The sequence below is a fragment of the Ruegeria sp. CK1 genome, from assembly GCF_056536545.1.
The window spans coordinates 937,027-962,786 of record NZ_JBQFPX010000001.1 but is presented as its reverse complement, the minus strand read 5'-3'; the positions used below and the strand labels follow the sequence as shown (position 1 = coordinate 962,786).

General features: G+C 54.8%; 25 protein-coding genes. 8 read left to right on the top strand and 17 right to left on the bottom strand.

Going from position 1 to position 25,760, the window contains the following annotated elements:
• Window positions 1-33: 33 nt before the first annotated feature.
• Window positions 34-1,131 (bottom strand): 4-hydroxyphenylpyruvate dioxygenase, encoded by a 1,098-nt coding sequence (gene hppD, locus ACR0L3_RS04640; RefSeq protein ID WP_480744031.1) that lies wholly within the window; start codon window positions 1,129-1,131, stop codon window positions 34-36.
• Window positions 1,132-1,276: 145 nt separating this feature from the next.
• On the opposite strand from hppD, the gene ACR0L3_RS04635 reads away from it, so the two are divergent.
• Complete coding sequence (locus ACR0L3_RS04635; protein WP_480744029.1) at window positions 1,277-1,732, top strand: Lrp/AsnC family transcriptional regulator; 456 nt, start codon at window positions 1,277-1,279, stop codon at window positions 1,730-1,732.
• 19 nt (window positions 1,733-1,751) lie between these two features.
• On the top strand, window positions 1,752-3,632 hold the full coding sequence (locus tag ACR0L3_RS04630; RefSeq protein WP_480744027.1) for a monovalent cation:proton antiporter-2 (CPA2) family protein: 1,881 nt from the start codon (window positions 1,752-1,754) through the stop codon (window positions 3,630-3,632).
• A gap of 27 nt (window positions 3,633-3,659) precedes the next feature.
• Here ACR0L3_RS04630 and cobT read toward each other — a convergent pair whose 3' ends face one another.
• Complete coding sequence (gene cobT, locus ACR0L3_RS04625) at window positions 3,660-4,673, bottom strand: nicotinate-nucleotide--dimethylbenzimidazole phosphoribosyltransferase (protein ID WP_480744025.1); 1,014 nt, start codon at window positions 4,671-4,673, stop codon at window positions 3,660-3,662.
• Between the two features lie 79 nt (window positions 4,674-4,752).
• On the opposite strand from cobT, the gene cobS reads away from it, so the two are divergent.
• Window positions 4,753-5,517: an adenosylcobinamide-GDP ribazoletransferase gene (cobS, locus tag ACR0L3_RS04620; RefSeq protein WP_480744023.1), complete on the top strand. Its 765-nt coding sequence runs from the start codon at window positions 4,753-4,755 to the stop codon at window positions 5,515-5,517.
• On the opposite strand, the gene ACR0L3_RS04615 is transcribed toward cobS, so the two are convergent.
• The 6 genes from ACR0L3_RS04615 to ACR0L3_RS04590 form a co-directional block, all read right to left on the bottom strand.
• On the bottom strand, window positions 5,514-6,284 hold the full coding sequence (locus ACR0L3_RS04615) for a potassium channel family protein (protein ID WP_480744021.1): 771 nt from the start codon (window positions 6,282-6,284) through the stop codon (window positions 5,514-5,516). The genes cobS and ACR0L3_RS04615 overlap by 4 nt on opposite strands.
• 112 nt (window positions 6,285-6,396) lie before the next feature.
• Window positions 6,397-6,906, bottom strand: coding sequence for a CarD family transcriptional regulator (locus tag ACR0L3_RS04610; RefSeq protein WP_170381457.1), 510 nt, complete (start codon window positions 6,904-6,906; stop codon window positions 6,397-6,399).
• A gap of 282 nt (window positions 6,907-7,188) precedes the next feature.
• A complete protein-coding gene (fdxA, locus tag ACR0L3_RS04605; RefSeq protein WP_010439399.1) occupies window positions 7,189-7,527 on the bottom strand; it encodes a ferredoxin FdxA in 339 nt (112 codons plus the stop codon).
• 65 nt (window positions 7,528-7,592) lie between these two features.
• Window positions 7,593-7,958 (bottom strand): RNA-binding S4 domain-containing protein, encoded by a 366-nt coding sequence (locus tag ACR0L3_RS04600; protein ID WP_480744019.1) that lies wholly within the window; start codon window positions 7,956-7,958, stop codon window positions 7,593-7,595.
• 6 nt (window positions 7,959-7,964) lie between these two features.
• Window positions 7,965-10,772 (bottom strand): helicase-related protein, encoded by a 2,808-nt coding sequence (locus tag ACR0L3_RS04595; RefSeq protein WP_480744018.1) that lies wholly within the window; start codon window positions 10,770-10,772, stop codon window positions 7,965-7,967.
• A gap of 21 nt (window positions 10,773-10,793) precedes the next feature.
• Window positions 10,794-11,402 (bottom strand): tetratricopeptide repeat protein, encoded by a 609-nt coding sequence (locus ACR0L3_RS04590; RefSeq protein WP_480744016.1) that lies wholly within the window; start codon window positions 11,400-11,402, stop codon window positions 10,794-10,796.
• Between the two features lie 30 nt (window positions 11,403-11,432).
• Between ACR0L3_RS04590 and ACR0L3_RS04585 the strand changes: the two genes are divergently transcribed.
• From ACR0L3_RS04585 to ACR0L3_RS04575, 3 genes are all read left to right on the top strand, one after another.
• Complete coding sequence (locus ACR0L3_RS04585; protein WP_480744014.1) at window positions 11,433-11,723, top strand: SCP2 sterol-binding domain-containing protein; 291 nt, start codon at window positions 11,433-11,435, stop codon at window positions 11,721-11,723.
• On the top strand, window positions 11,723-12,667 hold the full coding sequence (locus ACR0L3_RS04580) for an alpha/beta fold hydrolase (protein WP_480744012.1): 945 nt from the start codon (window positions 11,723-11,725) through the stop codon (window positions 12,665-12,667). Before ACR0L3_RS04585 ends, ACR0L3_RS04580 begins: the two co-directional genes overlap by 1 nt.
• A 115-nt stretch (window positions 12,668-12,782) precedes the next feature.
• Window positions 12,783-14,603: a M3 family oligoendopeptidase gene (locus tag ACR0L3_RS04575; protein WP_480744011.1), complete on the top strand. Its 1,821-nt coding sequence runs from the start codon at window positions 12,783-12,785 to the stop codon at window positions 14,601-14,603.
• On the opposite strand, the gene ACR0L3_RS04570 is transcribed toward ACR0L3_RS04575, so the two are convergent.
• From ACR0L3_RS04570 to ACR0L3_RS04560, 3 genes are read right to left on the bottom strand one after another with little or no spacing between them, the layout of a single operon-like run.
• A complete protein-coding gene (locus ACR0L3_RS04570) occupies window positions 14,604-15,479 on the bottom strand; it encodes a DMT family transporter (RefSeq protein WP_480744009.1) in 876 nt (291 codons plus the stop codon).
• Between the two features lie 13 nt (window positions 15,480-15,492).
• Window positions 15,493-15,762: a DksA/TraR family C4-type zinc finger protein gene (locus tag ACR0L3_RS04565; RefSeq protein ID WP_480744007.1), complete on the bottom strand. Its 270-nt coding sequence runs from the start codon at window positions 15,760-15,762 to the stop codon at window positions 15,493-15,495.
• Between the two features lie 58 nt (window positions 15,763-15,820).
• A complete protein-coding gene (locus ACR0L3_RS04560) occupies window positions 15,821-16,798 on the bottom strand; it encodes a Gfo/Idh/MocA family protein (protein ID WP_480744005.1) in 978 nt (325 codons plus the stop codon).
• A 308-nt stretch (window positions 16,799-17,106) separates the two neighbouring features.
• On the opposite strand from ACR0L3_RS04560, the gene ACR0L3_RS04555 reads away from it, so the two are divergent.
• Window positions 17,107-18,246 carry a fasciclin domain-containing protein gene (locus ACR0L3_RS04555; protein WP_480744003.1) on the top strand — a complete coding sequence of 380 codons (1,140 nt, stop codon included), beginning with the start codon at window positions 17,107-17,109 and terminating at the stop codon, window positions 18,244-18,246.
• 48 nt (window positions 18,247-18,294) lie between these two features.
• Here ACR0L3_RS04555 and rpoH read toward each other — a convergent pair whose 3' ends face one another.
• Together rpoH and ACR0L3_RS04545 are read right to left on the bottom strand one after the other, a co-directional pair.
• On the bottom strand, window positions 18,295-19,191 hold the full coding sequence (gene rpoH / locus ACR0L3_RS04550) for an RNA polymerase sigma factor RpoH (RefSeq protein ID WP_480744002.1): 897 nt from the start codon (window positions 19,189-19,191) through the stop codon (window positions 18,295-18,297).
• A 145-nt stretch (window positions 19,192-19,336) separates the two neighbouring features.
• The gene (locus tag ACR0L3_RS04545) at window positions 19,337-20,371 is read right to left on the bottom strand and encodes an RluA family pseudouridine synthase (RefSeq protein ID WP_480744000.1); all 1,035 of its coding nucleotides are present in this window, start codon (window positions 20,369-20,371) and stop codon (window positions 19,337-19,339) included.
• Between ACR0L3_RS04545 and ACR0L3_RS04540 the strand changes: the two genes are divergently transcribed.
• Entirely contained in the window at window positions 20,370-20,675 is a 306-nt protein-coding gene (locus tag ACR0L3_RS04540; protein ID WP_480743998.1) for a DUF6476 family protein, read from the top strand. The genes ACR0L3_RS04545 and ACR0L3_RS04540 overlap by 2 nt on opposite strands.
• A gap of 3 nt (window positions 20,676-20,678) precedes the next feature.
• Here the strand turns inward: ACR0L3_RS04540 and ACR0L3_RS04535 are convergent, their stop codons facing one another.
• The 4 genes from ACR0L3_RS04535 to ACR0L3_RS04520 all read right to left on the bottom strand — a co-directional run bounded on the left by ACR0L3_RS04535 (window position 20,679) and on the right by ACR0L3_RS04520 (window position 25,756).
• Window positions 20,679-21,662: a hypothetical protein gene (locus ACR0L3_RS04535; protein WP_480743997.1), complete on the bottom strand. Its 984-nt coding sequence runs from the start codon at window positions 21,660-21,662 to the stop codon at window positions 20,679-20,681.
• Window positions 21,663-21,693: 31 nt separating this feature from the next.
• Entirely contained in the window at window positions 21,694-22,653 is a 960-nt protein-coding gene (locus ACR0L3_RS04530) for a glycosyltransferase family 2 protein (RefSeq protein WP_480743995.1), read from the bottom strand.
• Between the two features lie 173 nt (window positions 22,654-22,826).
• Window positions 22,827-24,818 carry a hypothetical protein gene (locus ACR0L3_RS04525; protein ID WP_480743993.1) on the bottom strand — a complete coding sequence of 664 codons (1,992 nt, stop codon included), beginning with the start codon at window positions 24,816-24,818 and terminating at the stop codon, window positions 22,827-22,829.
• Window positions 24,815-25,756, bottom strand: a complete 942-nt coding sequence (locus ACR0L3_RS04520; protein WP_480743991.1) for a hypothetical protein — start codon at window positions 25,754-25,756, stop codon at window positions 24,815-24,817. Before ACR0L3_RS04520 ends, ACR0L3_RS04525 begins: the two co-directional genes overlap by 4 nt.
• Between the last annotated feature and the right edge of the window lie 4 nt (window positions 25,757-25,760).

The window sequence follows — 25,760 nt, the reverse complement described above, 5'->3', positions numbered from 1 at the left end:
GCTTGCCCGCCCATACAACTTCATGTCACGCTATCAAGCTGCTGAAATTTCGCCGCTTTCAATCTGTTCGCGCTCGATAGATTCGAACAGCGCCTGAAAGTTCCCCTCACCGAACCCATCATCGCCTTTGCGCTGGATGAATTCGAAAAAGATCGGCCCGATCACGGTTTTCGAGAATATCTGCAGCAGGATTCTGGTCTCGCCGCCGTCCAGAACCCCTTCACCATCGATAAGGATGCCGTGTTTCATCATCCGGTCCAGCGGTTCTTCGTGATCAGCAACACGATCCTTGGACATATCATAGTAAGCCTGGTTCGGACCCGGCATAAATTTCAACCCCTTCTCAGCAATCGCGTCGGTCGAGGCATAAATGTCCTCACTGCCCACCGCGATGTGCTGAATACCCTCGCCCTTGTATTTGTTGAGGTAGGATACAATCTGCCCAGTCTCCCCCCGATCCTCGTTGATCGGGATGCGAATACGTCCGCAAGGAGACGTCAGTGCGCGGCTATAAAGACCAGTATATTTGCCTTGAATGTCAAAGAAGCGGATTTCACGGAAATTGAACAGCCGTTCGTAGAACGCAAACCATTTGTCCATATTTCCGCGGTAGACGTTGTGGGTCAGGTGATCGAGGTAGTAAAACCCATCGCCGCGCGGCTTGGACTGTGTCGTCCAGGTGAATTCCTGGTTATAGGGCGACACGTCGTGGTACTGATCGACGAAGTAGATCAACGAGCCGCCAATCCCCTTGATCGCAGGAACATCCATGACCTTGTCCCCCGCGTCATATGGCTCAGCACCATTGGACACGGCATGCTCATAAGCTTTCTGGGCGTCCACAACACGCCAGCCCATCGCCGATGCACAGGGGCCATGTTCTTCGGCAAAGCGTGCAGCGAAACTCTCAGGGTCGGCATTGAGGATGTAAGTCACGTCCCCTTGCTGCCATAACTCAATCGCTGGCTTGTCTGTATGGTGCGCCACTATTTCAAAACCCATCTTGCCGAACAGGTCGCGCAATTCCTGCGGATCGGGATGGGCAAACTCCACAAACTCAAACCCGTCCGTGCCCACGGGGTTCTCTTTGCTAATCACAGATTTCGGTGCGTTATGAGGGAAAGGGCCCATGGCGGTTCTCCTAAAAACAGGAATTTCTTTGCTGATTCAAAAATACTCCTTATCTAACGCTGTTTCTGCGCATAGTTTTGCTGTAAACTACCCTTGAGCGCGCAAACCCCGCACCGTTTCGACATTTTATGGAGAAATTCCGCATATGCTGGATTCCACCGACATGCGCCTGCTGTCTGCCCTGCAGGTGGACGCTCATTTAACCGCGCATCAACTGGGCGAGATGTTGAACCTTTCCCCCAGCCAAGCCGGCCGTAGGCGGCAACGGCTTGAGGCCGAGGGCTACATCACTGGATATGCCGCACGGTTGGACCCACTGAAACTCGGGCTACATGTTCAAGGATTCGTTCAGGTGCATTTGGGGACACACGGCCCAGAGCAATCCGAAGGATTTGCCCGGATGGTAAATGCGAGGCCCGAGATCACCAGCGCTTGGACGATGACCGGAGAGGCAGACTATCTGCTGCACGTCTATTGCGACGATCTAGCCGCACTCAATCGCTTGCTTCATCAGGTGATACTGCCGCATCCTGCGGTGGCACGGGTTCAAAGCCAGATCGTGATGGATCAACTGAAACGCGACGCCCCTTTGCCCACCTGACCTGATCGAAAGGACCGACATGGACGATTTCCTCTACCAGGCTTCGATCTATTTGGCTGCTGCCGTGATCGCCGTGCCGTTGTCGGCCCGTCTGGGGTTGGGGTCCGTGCTTGGTTATCTGGCCGCAGGGATCATTATCGGTCCAGTGTTCGGCCTTGTCGGAGCAGAAACGGAAAGCCTGCAACACGTCGCCGAATTTGGCGTGGTCATGATGCTGTTCCTTATCGGGCTAGAACTGGAACCACGTGCCCTTTGGGATATGCGCGACAGACTTTTAGGTCTGGGCGGCTTGCAGGTTGGGTTATCGACCGTTGCGATCGCCTGTGTCGCGATGTATGCCAATCATCCTTGGTCGGTTGCTCTAGCTGTTGGATTGACGTTGTCGCTGTCCTCGACGGCTATCGTACTTCAAACCCTGTCAGAAAAGGGGTTGATGCAAACGAATGGTGGTCGCGCGACATTTTCGGTGCTGCTGACGCAGGATATTGCCGTCATCCCAATTCTGGCGCTGCTTCCTCTGCTGGCGTTACCTGCCTTGCCACATCTGGAAGCTGACGGGTCAATCGACCGGGGCGTGAAAGATCTGCATGACACCGCGCATCACAGCCTGTCCCTAGTCGATGGGCTACCCGGTTGGGCCGTCACACTTGTTACAATCGGCGCGATTGCCTTCGTCATTCTTGCCGGTGTTTACCTCACTCGCCCACTATTCCGTTTCATCCACGCAACCCGCCTACGCGAGATGTACACCGCGTTGGCTTTGATGATCGTGGTCGGAATTTCTTTCCTGATGACCCTCGTCGGCCTTTCGCCCGCTTTGGGCGCGTTTCTGGCAGGCGTTGTTCTAGCCAGCTCGGAATTCCGGCACGAAATGGAAAGCGATCTTGAGCCCTTTAAGGGGCTGTTCCTGGGTTTGTTCTTCATTACTGTCGGCGCAGGAATCGACATCGCTTATTTCTTCAATGACCCGTTGGAGCTGATTGGGCTAGCACTTCTTGTAATCCTTACAAAAGGGATCATCCTGTTCTTAGTCGGACGTGCGTTTAAGCTTCGCGGGCGGGACCATTGGTTGTTTACTCTCGGCCTCGCACAGGCCGGTGAGTTTGGCTTTGTCCTGCTGGCTTTCTCCACGCAACAGAACGTCATCCCGCCTGACTTGTCGCAGAAATTGCTTATGATCATCGCCCTTACGATGCTGATCACGCCTCTTTTGTTCATAATTTACGACCTACTGTCACGGCGGATCGGCGAAGGGGCCCCGCAGGTGGAACCAGACGAGATCGACGAGAAAGGCCCTGTGATCATCGCTGGAATTGGACGTTTTGGTCAAATCGTGAACCGGCTGGTGCGCGCCAGCGGTTTCAAAACCATCGTTCTAGATCATGATATCGAAACTATCCAACTGATGCGCCGCTTTGGCGTGAAAGGCTTCCTGGGCGATCCGACAAGGCCCGAATTGCTGCGCGCAGCGGGGCTTGATAAAGCCGCCGTTCTGGTTGCTGCGATGGACGACCGCAAGACTGTGACCCGTTTGGTCAGCTTTGCACGACGCCAGCGCCCGGACCTACACATCATCGCCCGTGCGCATGACCGCACCCACGTGTATGAGCTATACCAAGCCGGTGCCAATGACATCGTGCGCGAGATGTTTGACAGCTCACTGCGCGCTGGACGCTATGTGCTCGAGAATATCGGTCTCAGCGAATATGAGGCCGCGCAAGCCGAGCAGACCTTCTACCACCACGACCGGGCCTCGATCCGGGACTTGGCCGAGCTTTGGATACCCGGCATGCCGACGGCTGAGAACAAAAAATACATTGAACGTGCGCAGCAGTTCGAAAAGCAGCTCGAAACCGAGCTGCTGGAACTGGCTGAAAAGCATGCCCAGAAATCTGCCTGATCACGAATGCAGATCAGTCAGATTTTGTTAGCTGTCCGAAACTCCGGCCTCGGCAAAGGTTGCCATACCCGAATGGCACGCAACCGCGCTTTTCAGAATGTTGATAGCCAAAGCTCCGCCCGAGCCCTCGCCCAGTCGAAGACCGAGGTTCAACAAAGGTTGCTTGCCCAACTTGTCTAGTACTGCTCCGTGCGCACCTTCCGCGCTTTGGTGACCCGCAACCGCGTGGTCCAACGCTCCGGAGGAAACATCTGCCAGACAAGCTGCTGCCGCCGAGCATATGAAGCCGTCCAAAATGACTGGAATGCGAAGAACGCGCGCGGCTGCGATGGCTCCGGCCATAGCCGCGATCTCACGACCTCCCAAACACCGCAGAATGTCCAACCCATCTCCTGCATCTGAATGCAGCGCGACCCCGTCGGCTACAACGCGGGTTTTGTTGGCCAATCCAGCATCATCCACGCCTGTGCCACGCCCGGTCCAATCTGCCGCTTCTCCGCCGAACAAAGCGCAGGCAATTGCTGCGGCCGGGGTTGTGTTGCCAATCCCCATCTCGCCAACCACCAAAAGGTCTGCCTTGGTATTGACGGCATCCCAACCAGTGCGCAGAGCCTGCAGCAACTCGTCCTCGGTCATGGCGGGACCGACCGTAAAGTCTGCGGTTGGGCGCTCCAGCTCCAAAGCATGCACATCCATCGAAGCACCCGCAGATTTTGCCAACTGATTTATCGCGGCGCCGCCGTGTTCAAAGTTCATCACCATCTGAACAGTCACTTCCGGAGGAAACGCCGATACACCCTGTGCCGTGACGCCATGGTTTCCTGCAAATACAATTACCTGCGAAGCGGTAATCTGAGGGCGGGCATTCCCACGCCAGCCCGCATACCAGATCGCCAAATCCTCAAGCCGACCCAACGCACCTGGCGGTTTGGTCAATTGCCCGTTGCGTTCAGCTGCCCCTTGCAGGGCGGCACCATCCGGACCCGGAGCTTGGCTAAGGGCGTCGCGGAAGGATTTCAGATCAATAAGTTCGGGCAGCATTCAAAGCCTCATTGCATCAGCGTGGTCCTGTGTGTTTAACCGAAGTGTCCAGTCCAACAAGACCCCGAAAGGCGCGGGAGTGCACAAAAACGACACCAAACTGTTTTCCGTATGGGATATTCCCCTAGCGCTAGTCCTGTTAACCCGCCTGCCCGTCCCCCATCTGCCAGACAGGGTCTTTGCGCGGCAGGCTGCTGCCGCGTGGGCTTTTCCGGTGGCTGGACTTGTGGTGGGCCTTCTGGCCTGTAGTGTCGGTTGGGGCGCGATGGCTTTCAATCTGCCCGCAATGGCTTGTGCCGTTCTTTTGGTTTCAGTTCTGGTTATAACCACAGGCGCCATGCATGAAGACGGTTTGGCCGACACAGTTGATGGTCTGTGGGGCGGCTTCAACCCAGAGCGCCGGCTGGAGATCATGAAAGACAGTCACATCGGCACCTATGGCGTTTTGGCACTGATGTTTTCGCAGCTTGCACGGGTCGTGCTGATCACGACGCTGTTAATGGCCGGTGCCTATGCCGCAATCCTTGCTGCCTGCGTCATGTCCCGCGCGTTTATGCCGATTTTGATGACTGCCCTACCGAATGCACGAAACAGTGGTCTCAGCCATTCAGTCGGGGGGCCAAAAGTTGTGACGACAATGACAGGTTTAGTACTAGCCTTGATCTGCGCCGTTCTTCTGATGGGAGCCAGTTCTATTTGGGCTGCGATAATGGCTGCGCTGGTTGTAGCCGGGCTCGCCGCGACAGCGCGCGCAAAGATTGGTGGTCAGACAGGTGACATTCTGGGCGCAACGCAACAACTGGCAGAGCTTGCATTTCTTTCCGCAGCAGTAGCTGCGCTTTAAGATGTCCCCCCTGTTTCGATCTTAATTGTGTCCCCGCAGTGCTTGCAGTGTACCGCATCTGGATCATGGCGATAAAGACCGCAGTTGGGGCATTTGTGACGTACCTTCTGCGGCATGAAAATCGCCTGCGCCAAACGAACGAACAAAGCCACCCCAACAACCATTATAAAAACGGAAAACAACTTACCGCCGGGCGTCGCCAAGGTGATATCACCAAATCCGGTTGTGGTCAGGGTCGCCATCGTAAAGTACAGAGCGTCGATATAGGCATGTTGACTATCGTCGGGTATGAAAAACACCAGCACTGCGGTGGACGTTGCAAATACGAATACAAGAAGATTAATGGCCGCAATGACGGCATCCTCGTGCGTTCGAAAGAACTGACTGTCACGCCGCAAATCCCTTAGCAGGTGATAGGAGTGGATCAGCCGCAAAGCGCGAAGAATTCGTACAAAAGCCAAGTTTCCGGGCAAGAACGGGTCAAGAAGCAATGATGCGATCACGACTATATCTGCCAGCGTGTATATTTTGCGCAGCAGTTTCCAACGGTCCTTCGCAATCCACAGGCGTGCCAAAAAATCCAGTAAAATAACAAAACCAACACAAATGCTGGCAATGGTGATACCCGGACCATGCGGTACGTTGGCCGTAGCCACGAAAAACACGATCGAGGCAGCATCAAACAAAATCAGGCAATAACGAAACCAGACCGAAATCGGATCGTGCGCGACGTACAGAAACTTAACGGCTTGCTTCAATCTGACCATGCATCCGCCTCTAGCTGTTGGAAAATTAACGGTAAACGCGGATTTCACCAAGAGCAGACACAAAAAAGCCGCTCCCTTTCAGGAGCGGCCAGAATTTCCAATTTCAACACGATCAGGCAGCGCGCGAGGTCAGAACCTCATCTACTTGTTTTGCTGCCGAAACCTCTCCCGCACCAGACACCGCGGCCACTTCGCGGGTCAGGCGTTCCAGTGCCGCTTCATATAGCTGTCGCTCGGAATAGCTCTGCTCGCGTTGGTCGTCGGTACGGTGCAGGTCACGAACCACTTCAGCGATTGAGATGAGATCGCCTGAGTTGATCTTTTGTTCGTATTCTTGCGCCCGACGAGACCACATGGCGCGTTTTACCTTGGCCTTGCCCTTCAGTGTTTTCATCGCTTGGCTGATAACATCAGGCGAGCTAAGCGACCGCAGGCCGGATTCGGTGACCTTGTTCGTCGGCACCCGCAGGGTCATCTTGTCTTTTTCAAAGGAGATGACGAACAGCTCAAGCGAGTATCCCGCGACTTCTTGTTCTTCGATCGAGATGATCTGACCCACGCCATGCGCAGGGTAGACAACATAGTCATTCGGGCGGAACTCAAGCTTTTTCGACTTAGACATACAGGTTCATCCTTAGTTACAGAGCAAGATGCGGACGACAAAAGACCTTGCCGGAGCTTTTCTCGGCTCCGTCAGGCGGCTATTTTGTCACAAAATCAGAACTCCAAAGCAATCATACTTACGGAGTACATCCCCATCTCGTTCATCGTTCAGCTTAGAATTATATCACAAAATTGCGGCACTTGAAAGGTCACGCCCGTTTCCGGACGCAAAACTGTATGTTTTTCAAAGCACTGCAAGTTGTTTTTGCATCTGAACTAACAAGTTCAGAGCGCGAATCGCTTAGCCACCTTCGCCGGGCGCTTCCGAGAAATACTTCTCCATTTTACCCTCTTCGCCGTCGCGTTCTTCGGCCTCGGGCAGCGGATCTTTCTTGGTCACGATCACCGGCCACATTTCCGAATACTTACGATTGAACTCGACCCACTGCTCCATACCCGGCTCAGTATCGGGGCGGATTGCGTCAGCGGGGCATTCGGGTTCACACACGCCACAGTCGATGCATTCGTCAGGGTGAATGACCAGCGTGTTCTCACCTTCATAGAAACAGTCCACCGGGCATACTTCAACGCAATCGGTGTATTTGCAGCCAATGCAGTTTTCGGTGACGACATAGGTCATAGTTGGAATCCCATTTGCGGTTTGGGCGATTAGCTAATCCAGTATTACGACCTCTTCAAGGTTGATCAGCCCTCAGAAGTACGAGAAAGATCAAGCGCGCGTCGATCTTTCTTAGTCGGACGACCTTTTCCCTCGAATCCTGGGTTTCTGGGCGGCGCGTCCTTCTTTTCCGTCAAATCGAAGTACAATGTCTGGGCCTCGGTCGCCGGACCACGGCGTTCTCCCAGTTTTTCGACACGTACAACGCGTACAACCCGCCCCTGTGGAAAGGTCAGAACGTCCCCAGGCCCCACCGGCTGTGCCGGTTTCAGGACCCTGTTTCCGTTCAGCCGGACATGGCCACCGCTGACTTGTTTGGCGGCCAGGCTGCGGGTCTTAAAGAACCGCGCCTGCCACAGCCATTTGTCGATCCGCAGCTTGGCCTCGGCCATCGGCGCTTAGTTACCGTCCTTCAAACCCATAAGCGCAGCTGCGAACGGGTTATCCGGATCGATAGCCTTTTCTTTCTTGGGCGGACGTGACGAGAAGGATTTAGCCCCTTGCGGCTTACCACCCTTCTTACCCTGCGGCTTGCTGCGACCGTCCTGAGGCTTGCCGCGAGGTTTGCCTTTGCCCTGACCTTGCCGCTGTTCGCGGCGCGGGCCTCGGTTCTGCTGACGTTGGCGACCCCAAGTGAAGGTATAGAAAACTTCGGTTTCGGGTTCATCGGACGCCGGGGCCTCGGCTGCGGCCTCGGTGCTTTCGGTGGCCTCGGCTGTCGCCTCGGCGGGTGAGGCAACCTCTTCCGCTACCGCTTCTGGTACAGTGGCATCTTCGACTGAAGTTTGCTCAGTCGCCTCTACAGCCGGCTGTTCGACCGGTACGGGTTTTACTTTCTCACGCTCACCACGTTCAGCTTTGTAGCCAAGCCCCTGCATCAACTCGGCGAATTGCTCCAGCGTCATACCGGTGATCGAAAGCATGTCGGGTTTGGCTTCGAAACCGCCACGACTATCTTCGGCACGCAACATGTCCGCCAGACGTTCCAGCATATCGATACGGATCGAGCGTTCGCCCGCATCCCGGTATCCGCACATGGTGTCGTAGCCTTCGGGCGCGTCCTTGGCGACCGGTACAGTTACCAGACCCGGAGGCGGTGCGTCAGGAAATTCCTGCAGTCCGTTGGCGAGTGCCCACAAAACCAGACGTAAGCGAGTCGGTGCGGGCTTCAACAGCAGCGGCATAAAGATGGTGAACTGACCGAACCGGATGCCGTGCTTGCGCAGAGCGCCGCGGGCGTCCTGATCAAGATCCTTGACCTCCTGCGCGACGCCTGCTCGGGGAAGCACACCCAATGCCTCGACCATGCGGAAGGCAAAGCCCTTGGCCAGTCCGCTCAACTCTTCGTCCCGAGACAGATTCAGTAGCGGTTCAAAAAGCGCAGCAATTTTGCGATCAATGAAATGCTGTAGACGACGCTGAACTTTCTGTTCGACATCTGGGCCTGCGGCCTCATCTACAAAAACTTCGACCATCGGCTTGAGCGGCTCGGCCCCGGCAACCAGTTTGCCGACGGCATATTCGCCCCACATCAGGCCACCCTGATCCGTGAAATCAATTTCGGTATCGGGCGCATTATAGAAGCGGTCGGCGCGCAGATGGAATTGCGGCGCGAGTGCTTGCAGAGAGGCCGATTTCAAAGCTTTCGCCTCGGTTCCTTGCGCGCTTTTGTCCGGGCTAAACCGGAACCCTTCCAGACGACCGACGAATTCGCCTTCGACGGTCACTTCACCCTTGTCATTTACTTCGGCCAAAAGGGCCTCCTTCTGTTTGAGCCGGCGCAGCAACACAGATGTGCGCCGGTCCACAAATCTTTGCGTCAGTCGGTCATGTAATGCGTCCGACAGCCTGTCTTCTACAGTGCGCGTTTCGTCACGCCAATGTGATTCGTCACGCACCCATCCGTTTCGCTGCGCAACATATGTCCAGGTGCGAATATATGCCAACCTTTTGGACAGTGCATCAATATCCCCATCAGTTCTGTCGATATGGCGGATTTGCCGCGCCATAAAATCATCGGGGATCGAACCGCGTTCATGTAAGTGACCATAGATCACTTCCAACAAACTGGCATGCTCAGCATGACTGATACCACGAAAATCGGGGATTCGGCACACATCCCACAGCAAACGAACAGATTGAGGGTCGCTGGCGCGGGCTGCAACCTCGGTCACTTGCGATAGGGATTTCAGCGCATTCAGGTCATCGGCTGGCCGGGCCTTGATCAGGTGTTCGTCATTTGGGCTGACTTCAAGCGAGTCGATCAGTGCGTCAACCGAACCGAACTTAAGGGCGGCATTCCGCCAGTTCAGCTTTTTCATCGGCGTGAAACGGCTGTCCATGATCGCTTGCGCCGCACCCTCGTCCAAAGGCGGGGCTTCACCAGTCACGCCAAAGGTACCGTCGGACATGCCGCGCCCAGCCCGGCCCGCGATCTGGGCCAGTTCGTTTGGTGCAAGAGGGCGCATCCGGCGACCGTCGAATTTACTGAGTGATGAGAACGCCACATGGTTCACATCGAGGTTCAGCCCCATGCCAATGGCATCAGTGGCGACGAGATAGTCGACTTCTCCATTCTGATAGAGTTCAACCTGCGCATTTCGCGTGCGCGGGCTGAGTGCGCCCATCACTACAGCGGCCCCGCCCTTTTGACGGCGCAGCAACTCGGCGATGGCATAGACGCTATCCACCGAAAATCCGACGATGGCACTGCGCGCGGGCATGCGACTTATCTTTTTGGACCCCGAATAGACCAACTGCGACATGCGTTCGCGCCGAACAAATTGAGCCTCAGGCACCAGCGCCGCAATCGGGCCGCGCATTGTGTCGGCACCCAGAAACAGCGTTTCGCTTGTGCCGCGAGCACGCAATAGGCGGTCGGTAAAGACGTGTCCACGTTCTGGATCCGCGCAGAGTTGTATTTCATCTATTGCCACGAAATCCGCGCCCATTCCTTCGGGCATCGCCTCGACCGTACAGACCCAATATTGGGTTCGCGCTGGCACGATACGCTCTTCACCCGTAACCAGCGCAACGACGGACGGGCCGCGAACCGCGACGATCTTATCATAAACCTCACGCGCCAGCAGACGCAGCGGTAGGCCGATGACACCGGTCCGATACCCCAGCATCCGCTCAATCGCGTAATGAGTTTTACCTGTGTTTGTTGGGCCAAGTACGGCCACGATTCGGGATGACCCGCTCACCTTTGCCCCCTGCCCCGGTTCTTAGAGGGTCGCGCCCTCGACCTGAGGCTTCAGTCGATTCACAGCATTGGTTACTTCTTCGTGGTGGGGATGTATAGCCAGCGCGCGCTCATAGGCCTCAAGCGCTTTATCCGGCTGTTCGACAATCTCAAAAATCAGGCCCAGCCCATAGATGGCCTCGTAATTATTTGGGTTCAGCGTCAGTGCGTGTTCAAGATCGGCAGCGGCCATGCCAAAGCGGTCCATTCCGAAAAACGCAGAGGCGCGCAAATGCCAACCTTCAGCAAAACCAGGTGCATGGTCCGTCAAGGCCGTTAGGTGCTCAATCGCGGCTAACGCGTCCCCGTCATCCAACGCCTCACGCCCACGCTCCAACAGCAAATCGGCCGAAGCCGAACCCGATTGCGCCCATAGCGCCTTGAGCTGCCTGTCGATGCCAACCGCCTGCTCAGGTGTGGATTGAGCCAATTGCATAAGCAGCGCCGACTCATCCCGCGAATCCGCTTGTTGCGCCGTAGAACTGGCGGAAAACATGACCGTGACAAAAAGTGCCGCGACGGTACGTTTGAGATTGATGATTGCAATGCCCATAACAATGTTCAGTGTAGCGTTGCGACCGGGGATGTCCATTCTTGGCGCATAAACAAAATGAGGAATACCATGAGCGACATTCTTGAAAAAGCGGCGGCGGCGCTGAACGAAAAGCTTGCCGGCGGCGACTTCGACGCTTCGGCCAAGTTTGCCATCTCGGATCTGGGTGCAATCGTGCTGGACGCGGATGGCGCGCGCGTCAGCGATGACGACGCTGAAGTTACCCTGACCGCAGACGCCGATACGTTCGAGCAGATTCTAAGCGGCGACTTGAACCCCACCGGAGCATTCATGTCCGGCAAGCTGAGCGTTGACGGGGACATGGGCATTGCCATGAAGCTCGCCTCGGTGCTGGCCTGATGGAGTTCTCGCCGGCCCCTTTCTATGAAGACGTGGCCGGCGGACCGGCCGGTGGTGCGGCCCATTGGGTAACAACAGCGGATGATACCCGAATTCGCGTCGGCCACTGGCGCCCAGAGGACGAGACGAACGGCACGGTTATGATGTTTCCCGGCCGTACTGAATATATTGAGAAATACGGAAACGCGGCAAGTGAATTTGTCAGTCGCGGCTTTGCGTTTTTGGCAATCGACTGGCGCGGTCAGGGATTAGCGGATCGCCTGCTGGAAGATCCACGCGTCGGGCATGTCGATCAGTTCATCGATTATCAAAAAGATGTGCATGCTACGCTGGAGCTTGCGGAACACTTAGGCTTGCCAAAACCGTGGTATGTAATCGGCCATTCGATGGGCGGAGCGATTGGCTTGCGCGCGGTATTAGAGCGCGATTGCTTTGCTGCCTGTGCCTTTACTGGCCCCATGTGGGGCATTTTCTTTACAACATTGATGAAGCCGCTCAGCCGCTTGACCGCCTATTGGGGCCCTCGGGTTGGTTTAGGGGAAAAAATTCCTCCGACAACATCTTTGGAAAGTTATGTTGCTTCGCAACCTTTCGAGGGCAATATGCTGACACGCGATCCAGCGATGTTTCAGATGATGAAAGATCAACTTGAAGCTTATCCCGAACTGGCTCTCGGCGCGCCTTCGACAATATGGCTAAGAGAAGCGCTGGATGAATGCGTTTGGCTCATGGATCAAACTGCGCCCACGATTCCCGCTCTGACTTTTCTGGGAAGCCATGAACAAATAGTAGACCGCAAGGCCATCCGAGCGCGAATGGCAAACTGGCCCAGCGGGATTTTGGTCGAAATCCCTGACGGTGAACATGAAGTGCTTATGGAAGCGCCCGACGTTCGCGGCCCTGCTTTCGAACAAATAGCGGCGCATTTTCTGGCCGCGCAATGAGACACCTCTGCCACGACCGAACAGAGTAGCTGAAGAAAACCTCATGCAAAGGCGGCTTGTGATCTAGGCCGCCCGCGCCTAGATGTTTGCCAAAGCAGATTTTCCGAGGTGATCCATGCGCGACCTTCCCTTTCCCGTTCGAGACGCAAACGCAGCCGGAGGAACCGGCGATCTTGGTAACCTACCGGAATGGGATTTAACCGACCTTTACTCCTCGGAAGAAGCGTCCGAACTGGATAGGGATCTGGAATGGCTAGAAGGTGAATGCGCATCCTTTGCCTCCGACTACGAAGGCAAACTGGCCGATCTGGATGCTGCCCGACTGCTGACCTGCGTTCAACGCAACGAAAAAATCAACTCGATTGCCGGTCGCATTATGTCTTTCGCTGGTTTGCGTTACTACCAGCTGACCACCGACGCTGATCGCGCCAAATTCCTGTCGGATATGCAGGAAAAGATCACCGTTTTCACGACACCGCTAGTTTTCTTCACGCTTGAGATTAACCGCATCGACGACGACGCGCTCAAGGCGCATTTCGATGCGAACGCCGATCTGGCCCGGTATGAACCGGTATTCCGCCGAATCCGAGCAATGAAACCGTACCAACTGTCTGATGAGTTGGAAAAATTTCTGCACGATCTGGGCGTTGTCGGGGACGCTTGGGAACGTCTGTTCGACGAAACAATTGCCGGGCTGACCTTTACCGTAGATGGCGATGAACTGAATATCGAAGGCACCCTGAACCTTTTGACGGAACAAGACCGCAGTAAACGCGAAGCCGCCGCGCGCGAACTGGCCAGCGTGTTTCAAGACAATGTCAAAACTTTTGCCCGCGTTCACAACACGCAGGCCAAGGAAAAGGAAATCGTCGACCGCTGGCGCAATATGCCGACCGCCCAGACCGGTCGCCACTTGTCGAATGACGTTGAACCCGAGGTTGTCGAGGCCCTGCGCGAGGCGGTTGTGGCCGCCTACCCCAAGCTCAGCCACCGGTATTATGAACTGAAACGAAAATGGCTAGGCCTGGACGTGATGCAGGTTTGGGACCGGAATGCTCCGTTGCCCATGGAAGACACCCGGATCGTCGGCTGGGACGAAGCCGAAAAAACGGTGATGGATGCCTATAACGCGTTTGATCCCCGCATGGGTGAAATCGCCTCGCCCTTCTTCTCGAAGGGTTGGATCGACGCGGCAGTGAAACCGGGCAAAGCGCCGGGCGCCTTTGCGCATCCGACTGTGACTGACGTTCACCCCTACGTGATGCTAAACTATTTGGGCAAACCGCGTGACGTGATGACTTTGGCTCATGAGCTGGGCCACGGTGTGCATCAGGTGCTGGCCGCGGGTCAGGGAGAGATGCTGTCCTCAACCCCTCTGACATTGGCCGAAACAGCGTCTGTGTTCGGTGAAATGCTGACCTTCCGCAAGATGCTGGATCAGGCTGAAACCCCCGAACAGCGCAAGGTTCTGCTGGCTGGCAAAGTCGAGGACATGATCAATACAGTGGTTCGCCAGATCGCTTTCTACGACTTCGAATGCAAGCTGCACGCCGCACGGCGCGAAGGCGAACTTACCCCGGACGACATCAACGCCTTGTGGATGAGCGTTCAGGCCGAAAGCCTTGGCCCGGCGTTTGAATTCATGGAAGGGTATGAAACCTTCTGGGCCTACATCCCGCACTTCGTCCACTCGCCCTTCTACGTCTACGCCTATGCGTTTGGTGACGGCTTGGTGAACGCGCTCTACTCAGTTTACGAAAGCGGTTCAGAAGGGTTCGAGGACAAGTATTTCGAAATGCTACGCGCCGGTGGGTCGAAGCATCACAAGGAACTGCTTGCTCCGTTCGGATTGGACGCAAGCGATCCAAAGTTCTGGGACAAGGGCCTGTCGATGATCTCGGGCTTCATCGACGAACTGGAAGCGATGGAAGGCTGATCATTTCTGTTTTTTGGTCGTCAGAAATACGGCGGCCACTATCAAGACGGCGCCAAGGGCTGCAATCGGTGTGATTGCGGCCCCCAAAAACAAAGCAGAGTTGATAAAGGTAAAAACCACGGAAGCCGCGAACATCAAGGTCGCCGTAAGTGTGGAAACCCGCGCGGCGGCCTCATACCACAGATAATACGCCAGCGCGGTTGGCAATACGCCCAGCAGGATCAGGAATACAACGTCATCCACCGTTGGCACCTGCAAGGAAAACGCTGCCAACGGAAGCAGCAAAACGCCAGAGCACAGGAAGATGCCAAACAGGAAATTGAGCCGCTCGCCGGTGGATTCCGAGTAACGCATGGCCCGGCTGCTTGAGATCAGAAACACAGCCCAACTCAAGCCAGCCCCGATTTCCAGCAAGTCACCGAACAAAGGCTCTCCGCCCCCTTGGAAGTCCTGATAGACCGTTAGAAACACGCCTATAATAGCTAACGCGGTGGCCAGAACGTCGGTTCGTGTGATCGGGGTATCAGCAAAGAAATACAAGAACACCAGAACAAAAAACGGCGCGGTGTTTTCGAGAACCATCGCGTTTGCAGCACCGGTATATTCCAGCCCGATGTGGAACAGGATATAGTTGACCACCGTGGACAGAACGGCCAACCGAAAATTCCAATCCCCCAACCGGATCGACACGGAAACCCGCATCACGCGCAACATACACCAGATCGCAAGCGCGGCGATAAACAGGCGCGTCACCGCGATTTGTAACCCGCCCAAATCGCTGGTCAAATAGCGTACAATGACGCTGTGCGTTCCCCAAAGGAATGCCGCCAGAAACCCCAGCACCATTCCGTTTTGCAGAAGTTTGGCACCGGGCATCCTTTTACACCGCTTACTTCAACTGACTGTCTTTGGATCCGCGCCGGTTGATACCTGCACGTGCCTTGAAAGCTCCGTCCCGGTCCTGTTGACAATCCAAGCACAACTTAACGCCCGGCAGCGCTAGACGCCGCTTTTCGGGGATCGGCTCTTCGCATTCGGCACAATGGGTCAAGCTTTCACCCACCGGGCGTTTTTGCGCCTGCATGCGGGCAAGTTCGTCCGAAATAGACGCTTCGATTTGCTCACTCACTGCGCCGTCACGCGCCCAACCGCCTGCCATGGTTTCCCTCCTGATCAGGTGCCCATCAGATTAGACCGCCTGCAAGAGGCGTGGCAAGTCAGGGCAATGGCGCTGCCCCATCAAAGACTCGGTCGATCATCTCTTGTGTCCCACGCGAGAATTCCAGAGGGCATGGATACTCCACCCCCTCACGGATCGATCGGCAAAACGCCTCGACCTGCAGCTTGTAGTGATCGTCGCTCGGGAAGCGAGTGACTTGCACCTCCAGCCCCGGACGATGCAGTTCCACACGCGCTTCGCCAAATACTCGCGCATTGAACGGAGCCGACAGCCGAATAACGCCCCCCTCGCCATGAAACACCATTTCCTGATGTGGATGCATACGAATCGAGACATAGCTGTAATAGGTAAAATCCGGGAATTGTGCGCGAATTTCCGTGAAAGTGTCGATCCCCTCCTCCCAACGGATCGACGATTCCACCAAGACCGGCTCCTGACCTGACGCGAACCGGGCGCCGCCGATCACATACACGCCGATATCGCGCAGCCCGCCACCACCGGTCTCGGCCCGATTGCGGATGTTTGTGGTGTCAGAGCGGTTGTCAAAGCTGAACGCGCCCGTCACATGCGCCAGTTTGCCGATGGCTCCGTCGTTGATCAGCTTCCGTACCAATTGCCACTGCGGGTGATGCACGATCATATATGCCTCCGCCGCCAACAGTCCTGTCTCGTCACGCTTTTGGATCAGCGGGGCAAACTCGGTTGCTGTCATTGCCATCGGCTTTTCGCACAACACATGTTTTCCGGCTTCCAACGCCTTAAGGCTCCACTCTACATGCATATGGTTGGGCAGCGGGATGTAAACGGCCTCTATCTGAGGATCCACCAGCAGCGCTTCATAGCTGTCATAAACTGTCAGATCGTGGCAGATAGATTGAAACGGTTCAGCTTTGGCCGCGCTGGAAGTTGCCAAACCGGCGAGTTGCGCGCCATGGGCGGCGTGAATGGCGGGTGCCATGTGCTGACGCGCAAACCTAGCTGCGCCCAGAACACCCCATTTAACCGGTTTGTGCATATTCTCCTCCGATATCTGTGATTTAGCAACGAATCCATCCGTTATCGCTAACAAGGCATCTTTATCAGGCAAACGGCGTTAAGCTAAGCATTTCTGAACAATACCCCTCAGTCACCTACGCGCTCTAGCTGCGAGGGGGTAAGAATGCGCAGAAACGAGTACCCAATCGAGACGCTTTTTATCCTCGAATTCGAATTTCGTGATCCGTTTCCATTCTCGCCTCGTAAGACCTGTAACGCCAAAACAGAGAGCGGCTGCCTCAGCCCGTTCGTAATTCAGGGCGTAAACCAGGGTGGGAGACCAAAGTTATGACAGATACTATGCCAGATAAATTGACCATTACCGGAACAGTTATTGATGCGAGCGGCCTTCCTGGCACGTTCGATCACAAGGGTGACGATTACGACATTTTGCGGGAAGCAGTTATCGCTGCGGGACTCGCCGACGTTTTAGACGACCCGCATCAAGATTTAACCGTTTTTGCGCCCCGAGATTCCGCGTTCATTGATTTGGCTAAAGGGCTGGGTTTTGAGGGCACCGATGAACCAGGCGCGCTGAATTACATCGTCGAAGCTCTCACGCTTTTGGGCGGCGGAAACCCAATTCCGCTTCTGCAGGATATCCTGTTGTATCATGTCGTCCAAGGCGGATTGACCGTATCAGAAGTTCTTGATGTAGCAGGCGACGGCTCGCCGATTACGACTTTGTTGGGCGAAACGCTGAACTTGAATCTGGAAACCGATCCACCAAGCCTTGCCGACAAAGACACTGGCATCGACGATCCCGGCCTTGTAAAATTCGACACAATCGCCTCAAATGGGGTCATTCACGATCTGAACGGTGTGCTGCTACCAGTTTCGGTGTCGAGCATTATTACCCAGAAAAACACCGACTTCATCATAGGGGATGACTCGGGTGAGTTCCTGTTCACCGGTCGTGGGCAAGACTTCGTCCAAGGCGCCGGCGGTAGAGACGTTATCAATGTTGGCCGCGGAAACGACGTAGCCTTGGGAGGCGATGGCAACGACGTAATATTCGGCGGTCGAGGTCACGACACCTTGGAGGGTGACGACGGAAACGACAGGATGTTTGGCGGTCGCGGAAAAGATACCCTGCGGGGTGATGACGGGAACGACAAGATTTTTGGCGGTCGCGGAAAAGACTTGATCGATGGTGGTGCCGACAATGACAAGCTCTTTGGCGGCCGTGGACAAGACACCTTTTTCTTCGAAGACGGAGATGGTCGAGACAGGATCGTTGATTTCAGAATCGGAAAAGACACGATCGATCTGAGCGGGTACGACGGCATTGAAAACTTCGGAGATCTCGAAGACCACATCTCTGGGTCGCGCTTCCGAGCGAAAATCGATTTGGACGATGGAGACAGCATAACTCTGCTTGGTGTCAACGCGAACAACCTATCGGAAAGCGATTTCATTTTCGCTTAAATGCAAAAAGCCCGCCATGATCGGCGGGCTTTTTTTCTTATTTGGGCTTTAAGCTACGCCAAGCATACCCTTTTCGCGGGCCAGTTCGCGCATTTTTTTCTGCAGCTTTTCAAACGCACGAACTTCGATCTGACGAATACGTTCGCGGCTGACATTGTACTGCGTGCTCAGCTCTTCCAGCGTTACTGGCTGATCCATCAGGCGGCGCTGAGTGAGGATGTCCTTTTCCCGATCATTCAGGACGTCCAATGCTGCCGCCAGAAGCTCGCGCCGAGCATCCAGCTCGTCGCGGGCTTCGTAATCACCCGCTTGGTCGGCGTCTTCGTCCTCAAGCCAATCCTGCCACTGCATGGTGCCTTCGCCTTCGGACCCGACGGTCGCGTTCAGCGAGGCATCGCCACCGGACATCCGGCGGTTCATGCTGATGACTTCTTCTTCAGTTACGCCCAGGTCATTGGCGATCTGTTTGACGTTCTCGGGTCGCAGATCACCCTCTTCCAGCGCACCGATGCGTGCCTTGGCCTTGCGCAAGTTGAAGAACAGCTTTTTCTGTGCCGACGTCGTGCCCAATTTCACCAGCGACCACGACCGAAGGATGTATTCCTGAATCGAGGCACGAATCCACCACATCGCGTAAGTCGCCAGTCGGAAACCTTTTTCCGGGTCAAACCGTTTAACCGCCTGCATCAAGCCCACGTTGGCCTCGGAAATAACTTCAGCCTGCGGTAGGCCGTAACCGCGATAACCCATAGCAATCTTGGCAGCCAATCGCAGGTGCGAGGTGACCATTTTATGAGCCGCTTCAGTGTCTTGCTCTTCCACCCAACGCTTGGCGAGCATGTACTCTTCTTCTGGTTCCAACAACGGGAACTTGCGAATTTCCTGCATATAGCGGTTCAGACCGCCTTCCGGCGTCGGCGCGGGGAGATTTGCGTAATTTGCCATGTTTCATGTCCCTCCGACAAATGTTTAAGTCGTTAACATGGATATGGGAGGTCTTCCCAATCCGTTCAAGAGGTACCGTTAACAGTTTGGAATTAACGACAGATAAAGGAAACCTAAGAAAGTCTTACTCACGCAACTTTGCGCATTATGTCAGTGGCGCTCGTAGCTGTTCAATGAGTTTTTCCATATCTTCCGGCAAATTGGCCTCAAATCTCAGGTTTTCACCTGTAACTGGGTGCTCAAATCCCAACACAGCCGCGTGTAGCGCCTGACGCGGAAAAGCGCGCACCTCCTCAGCGGTGGTCGCGCTAAACGCCTTGGCGGCAAGTTTACGTTTCCCGCCATAAACCGGATCACCTACCAACCCGTGCCCGGCATGCGCCAAATGAACGCGAATTTGGTGCGTTCGACCAGTTTCCAACCAGCATTCGATCAAAGCCAATCCTGCGGGGTTTCCAAAGGTCTCGACCACACGGGCGCGGGTTACGGCATGACGACCACCGTGGAACAACACCGCCTGTTTTTGCCGGTCGGCTTTGTGCCGCGCCAACTGCGTGGTCAGGCGCATAATGTTGCCGGGCTCAAAGCTGACCCCTTTCACACCGCGCAAGCGAGGGTCATTTGCATCCGGCACACCGTAACAGATTGCGCGGTAGTAACGCTCGACCGTATGCGCTTCGAACTGAGCGGCCAGACCGTGATGCGCTGCATCCGACTTGGCCGCAACCAGCAGGCCGCTTGTTTCTTTGTCGATGCGGTGGACAATTCCGGGGCGTTTAACACCGCCTACCCCAGACAAGTCGGCACCGCAGTGATGCAGCAGCGCATTCACCAGCGTCCCGTTCGGCGACCCCGGCGCGGGATGCACAACCATCCCGGCGGGCTTGTTAACGACAATCAAGTCAGCATCTTCGAAGACTACCTCGAGAGGAATATCCTCGGGGCCAATGTGACTTTCCTCGGCCTCAGCTACCGTAATGGCAACCAGCGCAAACTCAGCCACTTTGGCCTTGGGGTCGCGTGTCTCGGCGCCATTGACCTGTACGGCGCCTTCTTCGATCAGCTTTACCAAACGTGTGCGCGACAGGTTTTCCTCGGCTGGTACATCCCGCGAAAGCGCCTTATCAAGACGTGGCGGCGGATCGGCCGCAATCTGAAACTCAATCTGCCGGGTGCCCATGACTGTCCCTTCCGAACCCCAAGAACCGCAGGAAACGCCACAGCTTCGCCTGCTGCGGAGAATGGTCATGCTGTTGACCGCGGTGATGATTGGCGGGGTTCTAGTGACATTCGCACTGATTGTCATCCGACTATCGGATAGAACACCAACCCTGCCCGATCAAGTTGAGCTGCCCGATGGTGCCAAAGCACAGGCCGTGACCATCGGGAACAACTGGTATGCCGTGGTGACGAACGACAATCGCATTCTTATCTTTGACAAGACGACTGGCCGCCAACGCCAGGAAATCAACCTCAATCCCTGAAGCTTAACCTTCCAGAGCCATCCGAAAGACGACTTCTGAGGCTCGGCGCAAGGCGTCATATTCTTCTGGGGTGTCTCGGCGAAATTTTTGGTCTTCCTCGCTCAACTCAACCGGTGGAAAAAGCTGCGATTGGTCAGGGAAAAATTCCTTCTGAAAAGCGACATCTTCCATTGCCATGTATTCATCTAGCCATGCACGTTCCTCTGGTTCCAGAACGTCGTATCGCCTGACCATTACAGGGTCATCAGAAACACGCCGACGCAATCGCCTACTATTTCTTCGCCCCATAGCACGAGAAACGATCCCAAAGGCTTCGCTGGCGGCGCGTGATTGTGATGGATTCGAAGGCCTGTTGATCACTTCGCCTTGAGGCAATGAAACATCAATGCGCGACAGGAAGTCTTCAACAACGTGCCCGTTCAACATTTTCGAGCGGTCGTAGAGAAAAGGAACAACCGTGACACCCGGAAAAGCTTCGCGAATTCGAGTCATCTTGGCCGCATAGGAAAGAATGGCGGGGTCGTCCTTGATCTTGGCCAACCTGCCTCGGACATATTCGGATGCACCAACGCCCAGCCGTCCATTCTTGGCGCGTTGCTTATAGTCAGCCTCAAAAAAATCCGAATACCGACGACAATAGAAAGTGATCTGCAACTCGCGCGAAGGGATTTCTGCAAAAACTTGCGCCAGCTTTGTTAAATTGCAGGAATAAAACATCTCAGAGGACACAAGACAGGTCCGATCACGGTGCGCCTCATATTCTTCGGACATCAACATACGGAACGGATCCATCGGATCGTTACCTTGATTGATGTGAAAAGCGATGATGTTGTGACTAATTGCGGGCCGTCCGCTGCCTTCCAATCGGCGACGACCGGCCTCCATGTAGTGTAACCCAACGTCAGACAGAGGGGCTTTATTCTGACGTACATAGCCCTGTAACGCAGTCGTTCCTGTCTTGGGCATGCCAATGTGCAACCAAAGCATCAGACGCTCCCCGATTGAGGTTTGAACTCACTCATGCTTGTTGGCTGGCCTCAAATTCTGCCGTCATCTGCACCATGAGCTCTTGCATCTCAGGCTGCTCGCGTAACTCAGCAATCTTTTGTCGGTGAAGGTCGCATGTAATGTGGTGTAACCGAGCCGTTTCAGCGTCTGAAAGCATCTCGTAATAATGTTCACGCTTGCGATCTAATACAGCGTCGATCGAGCTGTCTGCTTCTGCATTCTGGTTCATCATATTCCAATATTCCATGCCAAGGCTTTCACCCAAATGGTGGGCCCGCCCGCGCATTTTTTTAACCAGATAGCTTTCGCAAGATTTCAGCGCATAGTGATTGACCTGTACCAGGTCATAGCCGACGGAATCCCGAGCAGAACGCCAGCTTTTGGTGAAGTACCGCTCTGGCATCAATTGCCCTGACCCGTTGTACCAATGGCACTCTTCCATGGTTTCGACGGTAGCACGATGAGGTCTGTGCACACCAAGCCTATCCCACAACTCGCGCTGGAACATTGTTTTGAATCCCCACGCTTGTGGTGGGCGGTGAGCTTTCTCCCGAGCAGCCCTGAGAAACTGATCTGACAAAAACCTGTCTTCATACCGGACAACGCCGGCATTTCCAAACAGGCGCCACGTCATCGAGATCGTCTTCGCATCTGGAATAGCTTGTGTCAGCGCCCGCAGAGTGTTGTCGCCAGTTTTGATATTGATGTGCTCGTCTGCGTCTATCACGACGACCCAGTCGTTGGGGCGCGCGATCTCCATCTTCAGGAACTTTTTGTATGCACGTTTTTGTGGACTCGACTGGCGGCGCGAATTGTTGTCGACATGGGTCAGAACACCCCTGGCGTCGAGCCTTTGGAGCAATTCATGCGTACCGTCCGTGCAGTCATTGGTCATAACAACCATCTGGTCCACGCCAATCGCGCGATTATGAGCAACCCATTCAAGAACAAAAGGGCCTTCGTTCTTCATGGGGGTCACGCTGATGAAACGGGGAGCCTGATCGGACACTTTTTGAACCTTGTAACTTACCACTTTTATTTTCTACATCCGAAACTTGGCGGTTTGTTTCGGTACACCTACCAGGATTAATAGCCCCTGCTCGCAAGAACAATCCACAGTAGTTTGGAATTCTGGCTCTGTTCTCATCTCGCGCGCGCCAATTGGTTTGCAAATCGCTTGAATGGTGGAAACAAGTCATGTGCTCTTTGAAGGTACGGCCTCGCTTTAGCTTTGTTCCCGCGCCGAAGGTAAATTTGACCTGCCTCGCCCTGTATTGCGGGCGTATTCTCGTCTAGGTTGGCAGCCTGAATAATCTGGTTCTGCCCTTGTTCAACCGCACCGTTCCTTTCCAGGTACTTCCCCATAGCAAAAATCAGAAACGGGTTTGCTGGGTCACAAGCCAAGGCCCCCGACATCGTCATCCGAGCTCGGGACAGATCCCCGTTCGCCTCATACAGCTTGGCAAGCCGTTTGTGATAAAGAGGATTTTCCGGCCAGGCAGATAAGGATTTTCGTATGATATCTATCGCCTGCGAAATGCTGATTGCGTCCAATTTCCAGTTCAACATCGCTTCAGCATTCACCACCCCCGGATCATCAGGCTCAGTGCTCGTCAGCTGACCAAAACTATCACGCAACCCTTCCAAACGGGACCGGTCATCGGAAAATCTGCGAGCCTTTTGATCTAAAGACAATTCAGACCAATCCATTAACACGAAGTCAAAATTACAGGGCTGCCGAGCCAATACTTTGTGCTGAACCAAATACAGGTTGTTAAAAGGAGGGAAGCGTCGCCGCCTAAGTTCTCTCTGCAAACGCCAATCCGTCGGCGGAAACAACCGTGCAGAAATTTGATCGCGGTACAGCATGCGTGAGCCAAGCACCACGACATCAGGGCGTAACGGTTTGCCCCAAAACGCCCGCGCCAATAGCCGGGTAGCCGACCAGCGTTTCTTTTGGGCCCCTAATGCAGCGGCCCGAACGGCCAATAGAACAGCGAAATCCTCGGGCCAAAGGTTGGAATTTTCTAACCCAATTTTCGCCATTCGCTCGCTTTCTTTCCACTTTGAAAGGTAAAAGCAATTCAATGCTTGCAATAGCGGCATAAACGCATTGTCTGCGTTATCGTTCAGGACCTTCTGACCCAATTCATAGGCTTGCTCAATCTGATCCTGTGCGCACAAATATTGCGCAGCTTTGGCATAAATATGCGCCGCTTCAGAGACATTCAAAAAAGCCTCAGCCCCCTTTGCCACACGTTCGATCACACAAGCGTTTGCCGACGAAATCTCGCATTCAGTCAGGACATCCTTAAACGCCAAGCGTTGCCGCCCCGATATCCGGGCAGCTGCCATCGAAAAAGCTGAAATGTAAGGCGCAATCACCTGCTCCGCCCGGGACATCGTATAAAGCTCGAGAAAATCGCGTTTGGCCCTCGTCATGCCTGACACGTCCGCAATATCCGACATCTGCAAAAGTTGCGGATATTTTTTCTGGAATCGGGCAATCAATTCAGGCTGATCGGAAAACATGATGGCCGTTTTCCCAGCGGATTTCTCCAGATGCGCTTCGTACAGTTCTTCGGGTTCGATCTTGGCAGGCCAGGTCGTATGTTTCCACGGCAACCCATTCAAAATGTCGCCGCGTCTGATGTGATAGGCTGACACCCCCAGCCCCGACAACTTGGCGTCTGCGCGTTCCATGACGCCGCGGATTTCACTCGTGAACCCTACACGGTGGATGAAATCTCTGTATCTGGGGCGGATCGCCTCAATATCTTCCCACGGGAAGGCCAGAACTTCGAACCCCTCCTCGACAAGTACCGAGCGGCCCGCGTCAAGATGCGCAACCAAACGATCCGGCGACTGGTCGCGCTGAAAGGCCCAGATCGGCAAAGCGTTTCGGTTGAGATCGTCAAACTCTTTGCTGCTAAGAAAATGCGCGTCCATCCAATCTTGCGCAAACAACTCCTCCGGATGATCTAGTTCCGGTGCGTCAGCGCCTTGAGGAAACCAATTCACCTTGTAGCCTGTGCCAAAATCCTCAGCCAGCCGGATGCACGTCAACATCATCAGCAAGCGCGCGCCCATTCTGTCTTTGCGCTGGCCGATAAACACGCCTTTTGCGGAACTCATGTGTCCCCCTTAGCCTCGGCCGTTGCTGCGCGGCGCAGCGCGCGAAACCGTTGGCGGGCCTGTTGCACAAGTTCGGGGTGGCGCTCACCCGCCTGCGCTTCGATAGCGCGCATAACCATTGGTAAACGGCGTCTGGCCCGCATCATCTTATAGAACTCATCCTCATTGAGCGTGCCGTTCATCGCGTTTTGCATAACCGGCTTCAATATACCGAGCTTGCGAAGCATCGGAGCAGCGAAGTGGTTGGAGAACCAAGTCTTGAGCAATACCACGTTCTTACCTTGCAGCCTGCTCACCTGCTGCTTGTCCAGCGCAAAGAAAGGATCATAAAACACGTAAGCCTTGGCCGCTTGTTTTACAGTTTGCGCCCCATCGCTAAGGGGTAAATCCCAGTCTTGGACTCTACCAAAGCGATATCGGGTTTCCCAAGGCACCAGACGTTCATCCAGAGAAGTTTGCGGGTTAAACGCAACGACGTTCGCACCAGGCACCAGTTCGGAAAAGGTTAGCGCGCCGAATCCCCCCATAGAGGCGCCGGCAAAGACAACCTGCTCAAATTGTTTGAAAAAACCTTCGTCCGCGCGACTTTGAAAATACGATATGATCTCTGGATCGCGGTACCAAGCCTTGGTTCGCGCGAAAACTCCCATGTGGGACCAGCCTTCGTCACGAAAGAACTTCCATCCCCACGGCTCACGCGCGAAAGACAAATCATTGGCGTTGGCAATATTGTCGAAGCTTACAACCAACTGCGACGGTGAACGCCGGTGGAACAGCACCGAGTGCCGCTCAAGCTTTTGCAAAAACCCCGAACCATCACCGCCAGGGTACAGCTCGACAAACCAAGGAGGAGCAGGATCCGTCAGAATACGCTCATACCCCGTCTTGCGGTCGGGGTGATCGGGTTTAAGCTGCTCTTTCGAAAGGTCGTCTGCCATGTTC

Bases quoted from the DNA above. Each gene is read 5' to 3' on its own strand.
- hppD (WP_480744031.1), bottom strand. From the start codon at position 1,131: ATGGGCCCTTTCCCTCATAACGCACCGAAATCTGTGATTAGCAAAGAG.
- ACR0L3_RS04635 (WP_480744029.1), top strand. From the start codon at position 1,277: ATGCTGGATTCCACCGACATGCGCCTGCTGTCTGCCCTGCAGGTGGAC.
- ACR0L3_RS04630 (WP_480744027.1), top strand. From the start codon at position 1,752: ATGGACGATTTCCTCTACCAGGCTTCGATCTATTTGGCTGCTGCCGTG.
- cobT (WP_480744025.1), bottom strand. From the start codon at position 4,673: ATGCTGCCCGAACTTATTGATCTGAAATCCTTCCGCGACGCCCTTAGC.
- ACR0L3_RS04615 (WP_480744021.1), bottom strand. From the start codon at position 6,284: ATGGTCAGATTGAAGCAAGCCGTTAAGTTTCTGTACGTCGCGCACGAT.
- ACR0L3_RS04610 (WP_170381457.1), bottom strand. From the start codon at position 6,906: ATGTCTAAGTCGAAAAAGCTTGAGTTCCGCCCGAATGACTATGTTGTC.
- fdxA (WP_010439399.1), bottom strand. From the start codon at position 7,527: ATGACCTATGTCGTCACCGAAAACTGCATTGGCTGCAAATACACCGAT.
- ACR0L3_RS04600 (WP_480744019.1), bottom strand. From the start codon at position 7,958: ATGGCCGAGGCCAAGCTGCGGATCGACAAATGGCTGTGGCAGGCGCGG.
- ACR0L3_RS04590 (WP_480744016.1), bottom strand. From the start codon at position 11,402: ATGGACATCCCCGGTCGCAACGCTACACTGAACATTGTTATGGGCATT.
- ACR0L3_RS04585 (WP_480744014.1), top strand. From the start codon at position 11,433: ATGAGCGACATTCTTGAAAAAGCGGCGGCGGCGCTGAACGAAAAGCTT.
- ACR0L3_RS04580 (WP_480744012.1), top strand. From the start codon at position 11,723: ATGGAGTTCTCGCCGGCCCCTTTCTATGAAGACGTGGCCGGCGGACCG.
- ACR0L3_RS04575 (WP_480744011.1), top strand. From the start codon at position 12,783: ATGCGCGACCTTCCCTTTCCCGTTCGAGACGCAAACGCAGCCGGAGGA.
- ACR0L3_RS04570 (WP_480744009.1), bottom strand. From the start codon at position 15,479: ATGCCCGGTGCCAAACTTCTGCAAAACGGAATGGTGCTGGGGTTTCTG.
- ACR0L3_RS04565 (WP_480744007.1), bottom strand. From the start codon at position 15,762: ATGGCAGGCGGTTGGGCGCGTGACGGCGCAGTGAGTGAGCAAATCGAA.
- ACR0L3_RS04560 (WP_480744005.1), bottom strand. From the start codon at position 16,798: ATGCACAAACCGGTTAAATGGGGTGTTCTGGGCGCAGCTAGGTTTGCG.
- ACR0L3_RS04555 (WP_480744003.1), top strand. From the start codon at position 17,107: ATGACAGATACTATGCCAGATAAATTGACCATTACCGGAACAGTTATT.
- rpoH (WP_480744002.1), bottom strand. From the start codon at position 19,191: ATGGCAAATTACGCAAATCTCCCCGCGCCGACGCCGGAAGGCGGTCTG.
- ACR0L3_RS04540 (WP_480743998.1), top strand. From the start codon at position 20,370: ATGACTGTCCCTTCCGAACCCCAAGAACCGCAGGAAACGCCACAGCTT.
- ACR0L3_RS04545 (WP_480744000.1), bottom strand. From the start codon at position 20,371: ATGGGCACCCGGCAGATTGAGTTTCAGATTGCGGCCGATCCGCCGCCA.
- ACR0L3_RS04535 (WP_480743997.1), bottom strand. From the start codon at position 21,662: ATGCTTTGGTTGCACATTGGCATGCCCAAGACAGGAACGACTGCGTTA.
- ACR0L3_RS04530 (WP_480743995.1), bottom strand. From the start codon at position 22,653: ATGAAGAACGAAGGCCCTTTTGTTCTTGAATGGGTTGCTCATAATCGC.
- ACR0L3_RS04525 (WP_480743993.1), bottom strand. From the start codon at position 24,818: ATGAGTTCCGCAAAAGGCGTGTTTATCGGCCAGCGCAAAGACAGAATG.
- ACR0L3_RS04520 (WP_480743991.1), bottom strand. From the start codon at position 25,756: ATGGCAGACGACCTTTCGAAAGAGCAGCTTAAACCCGATCACCCCGAC.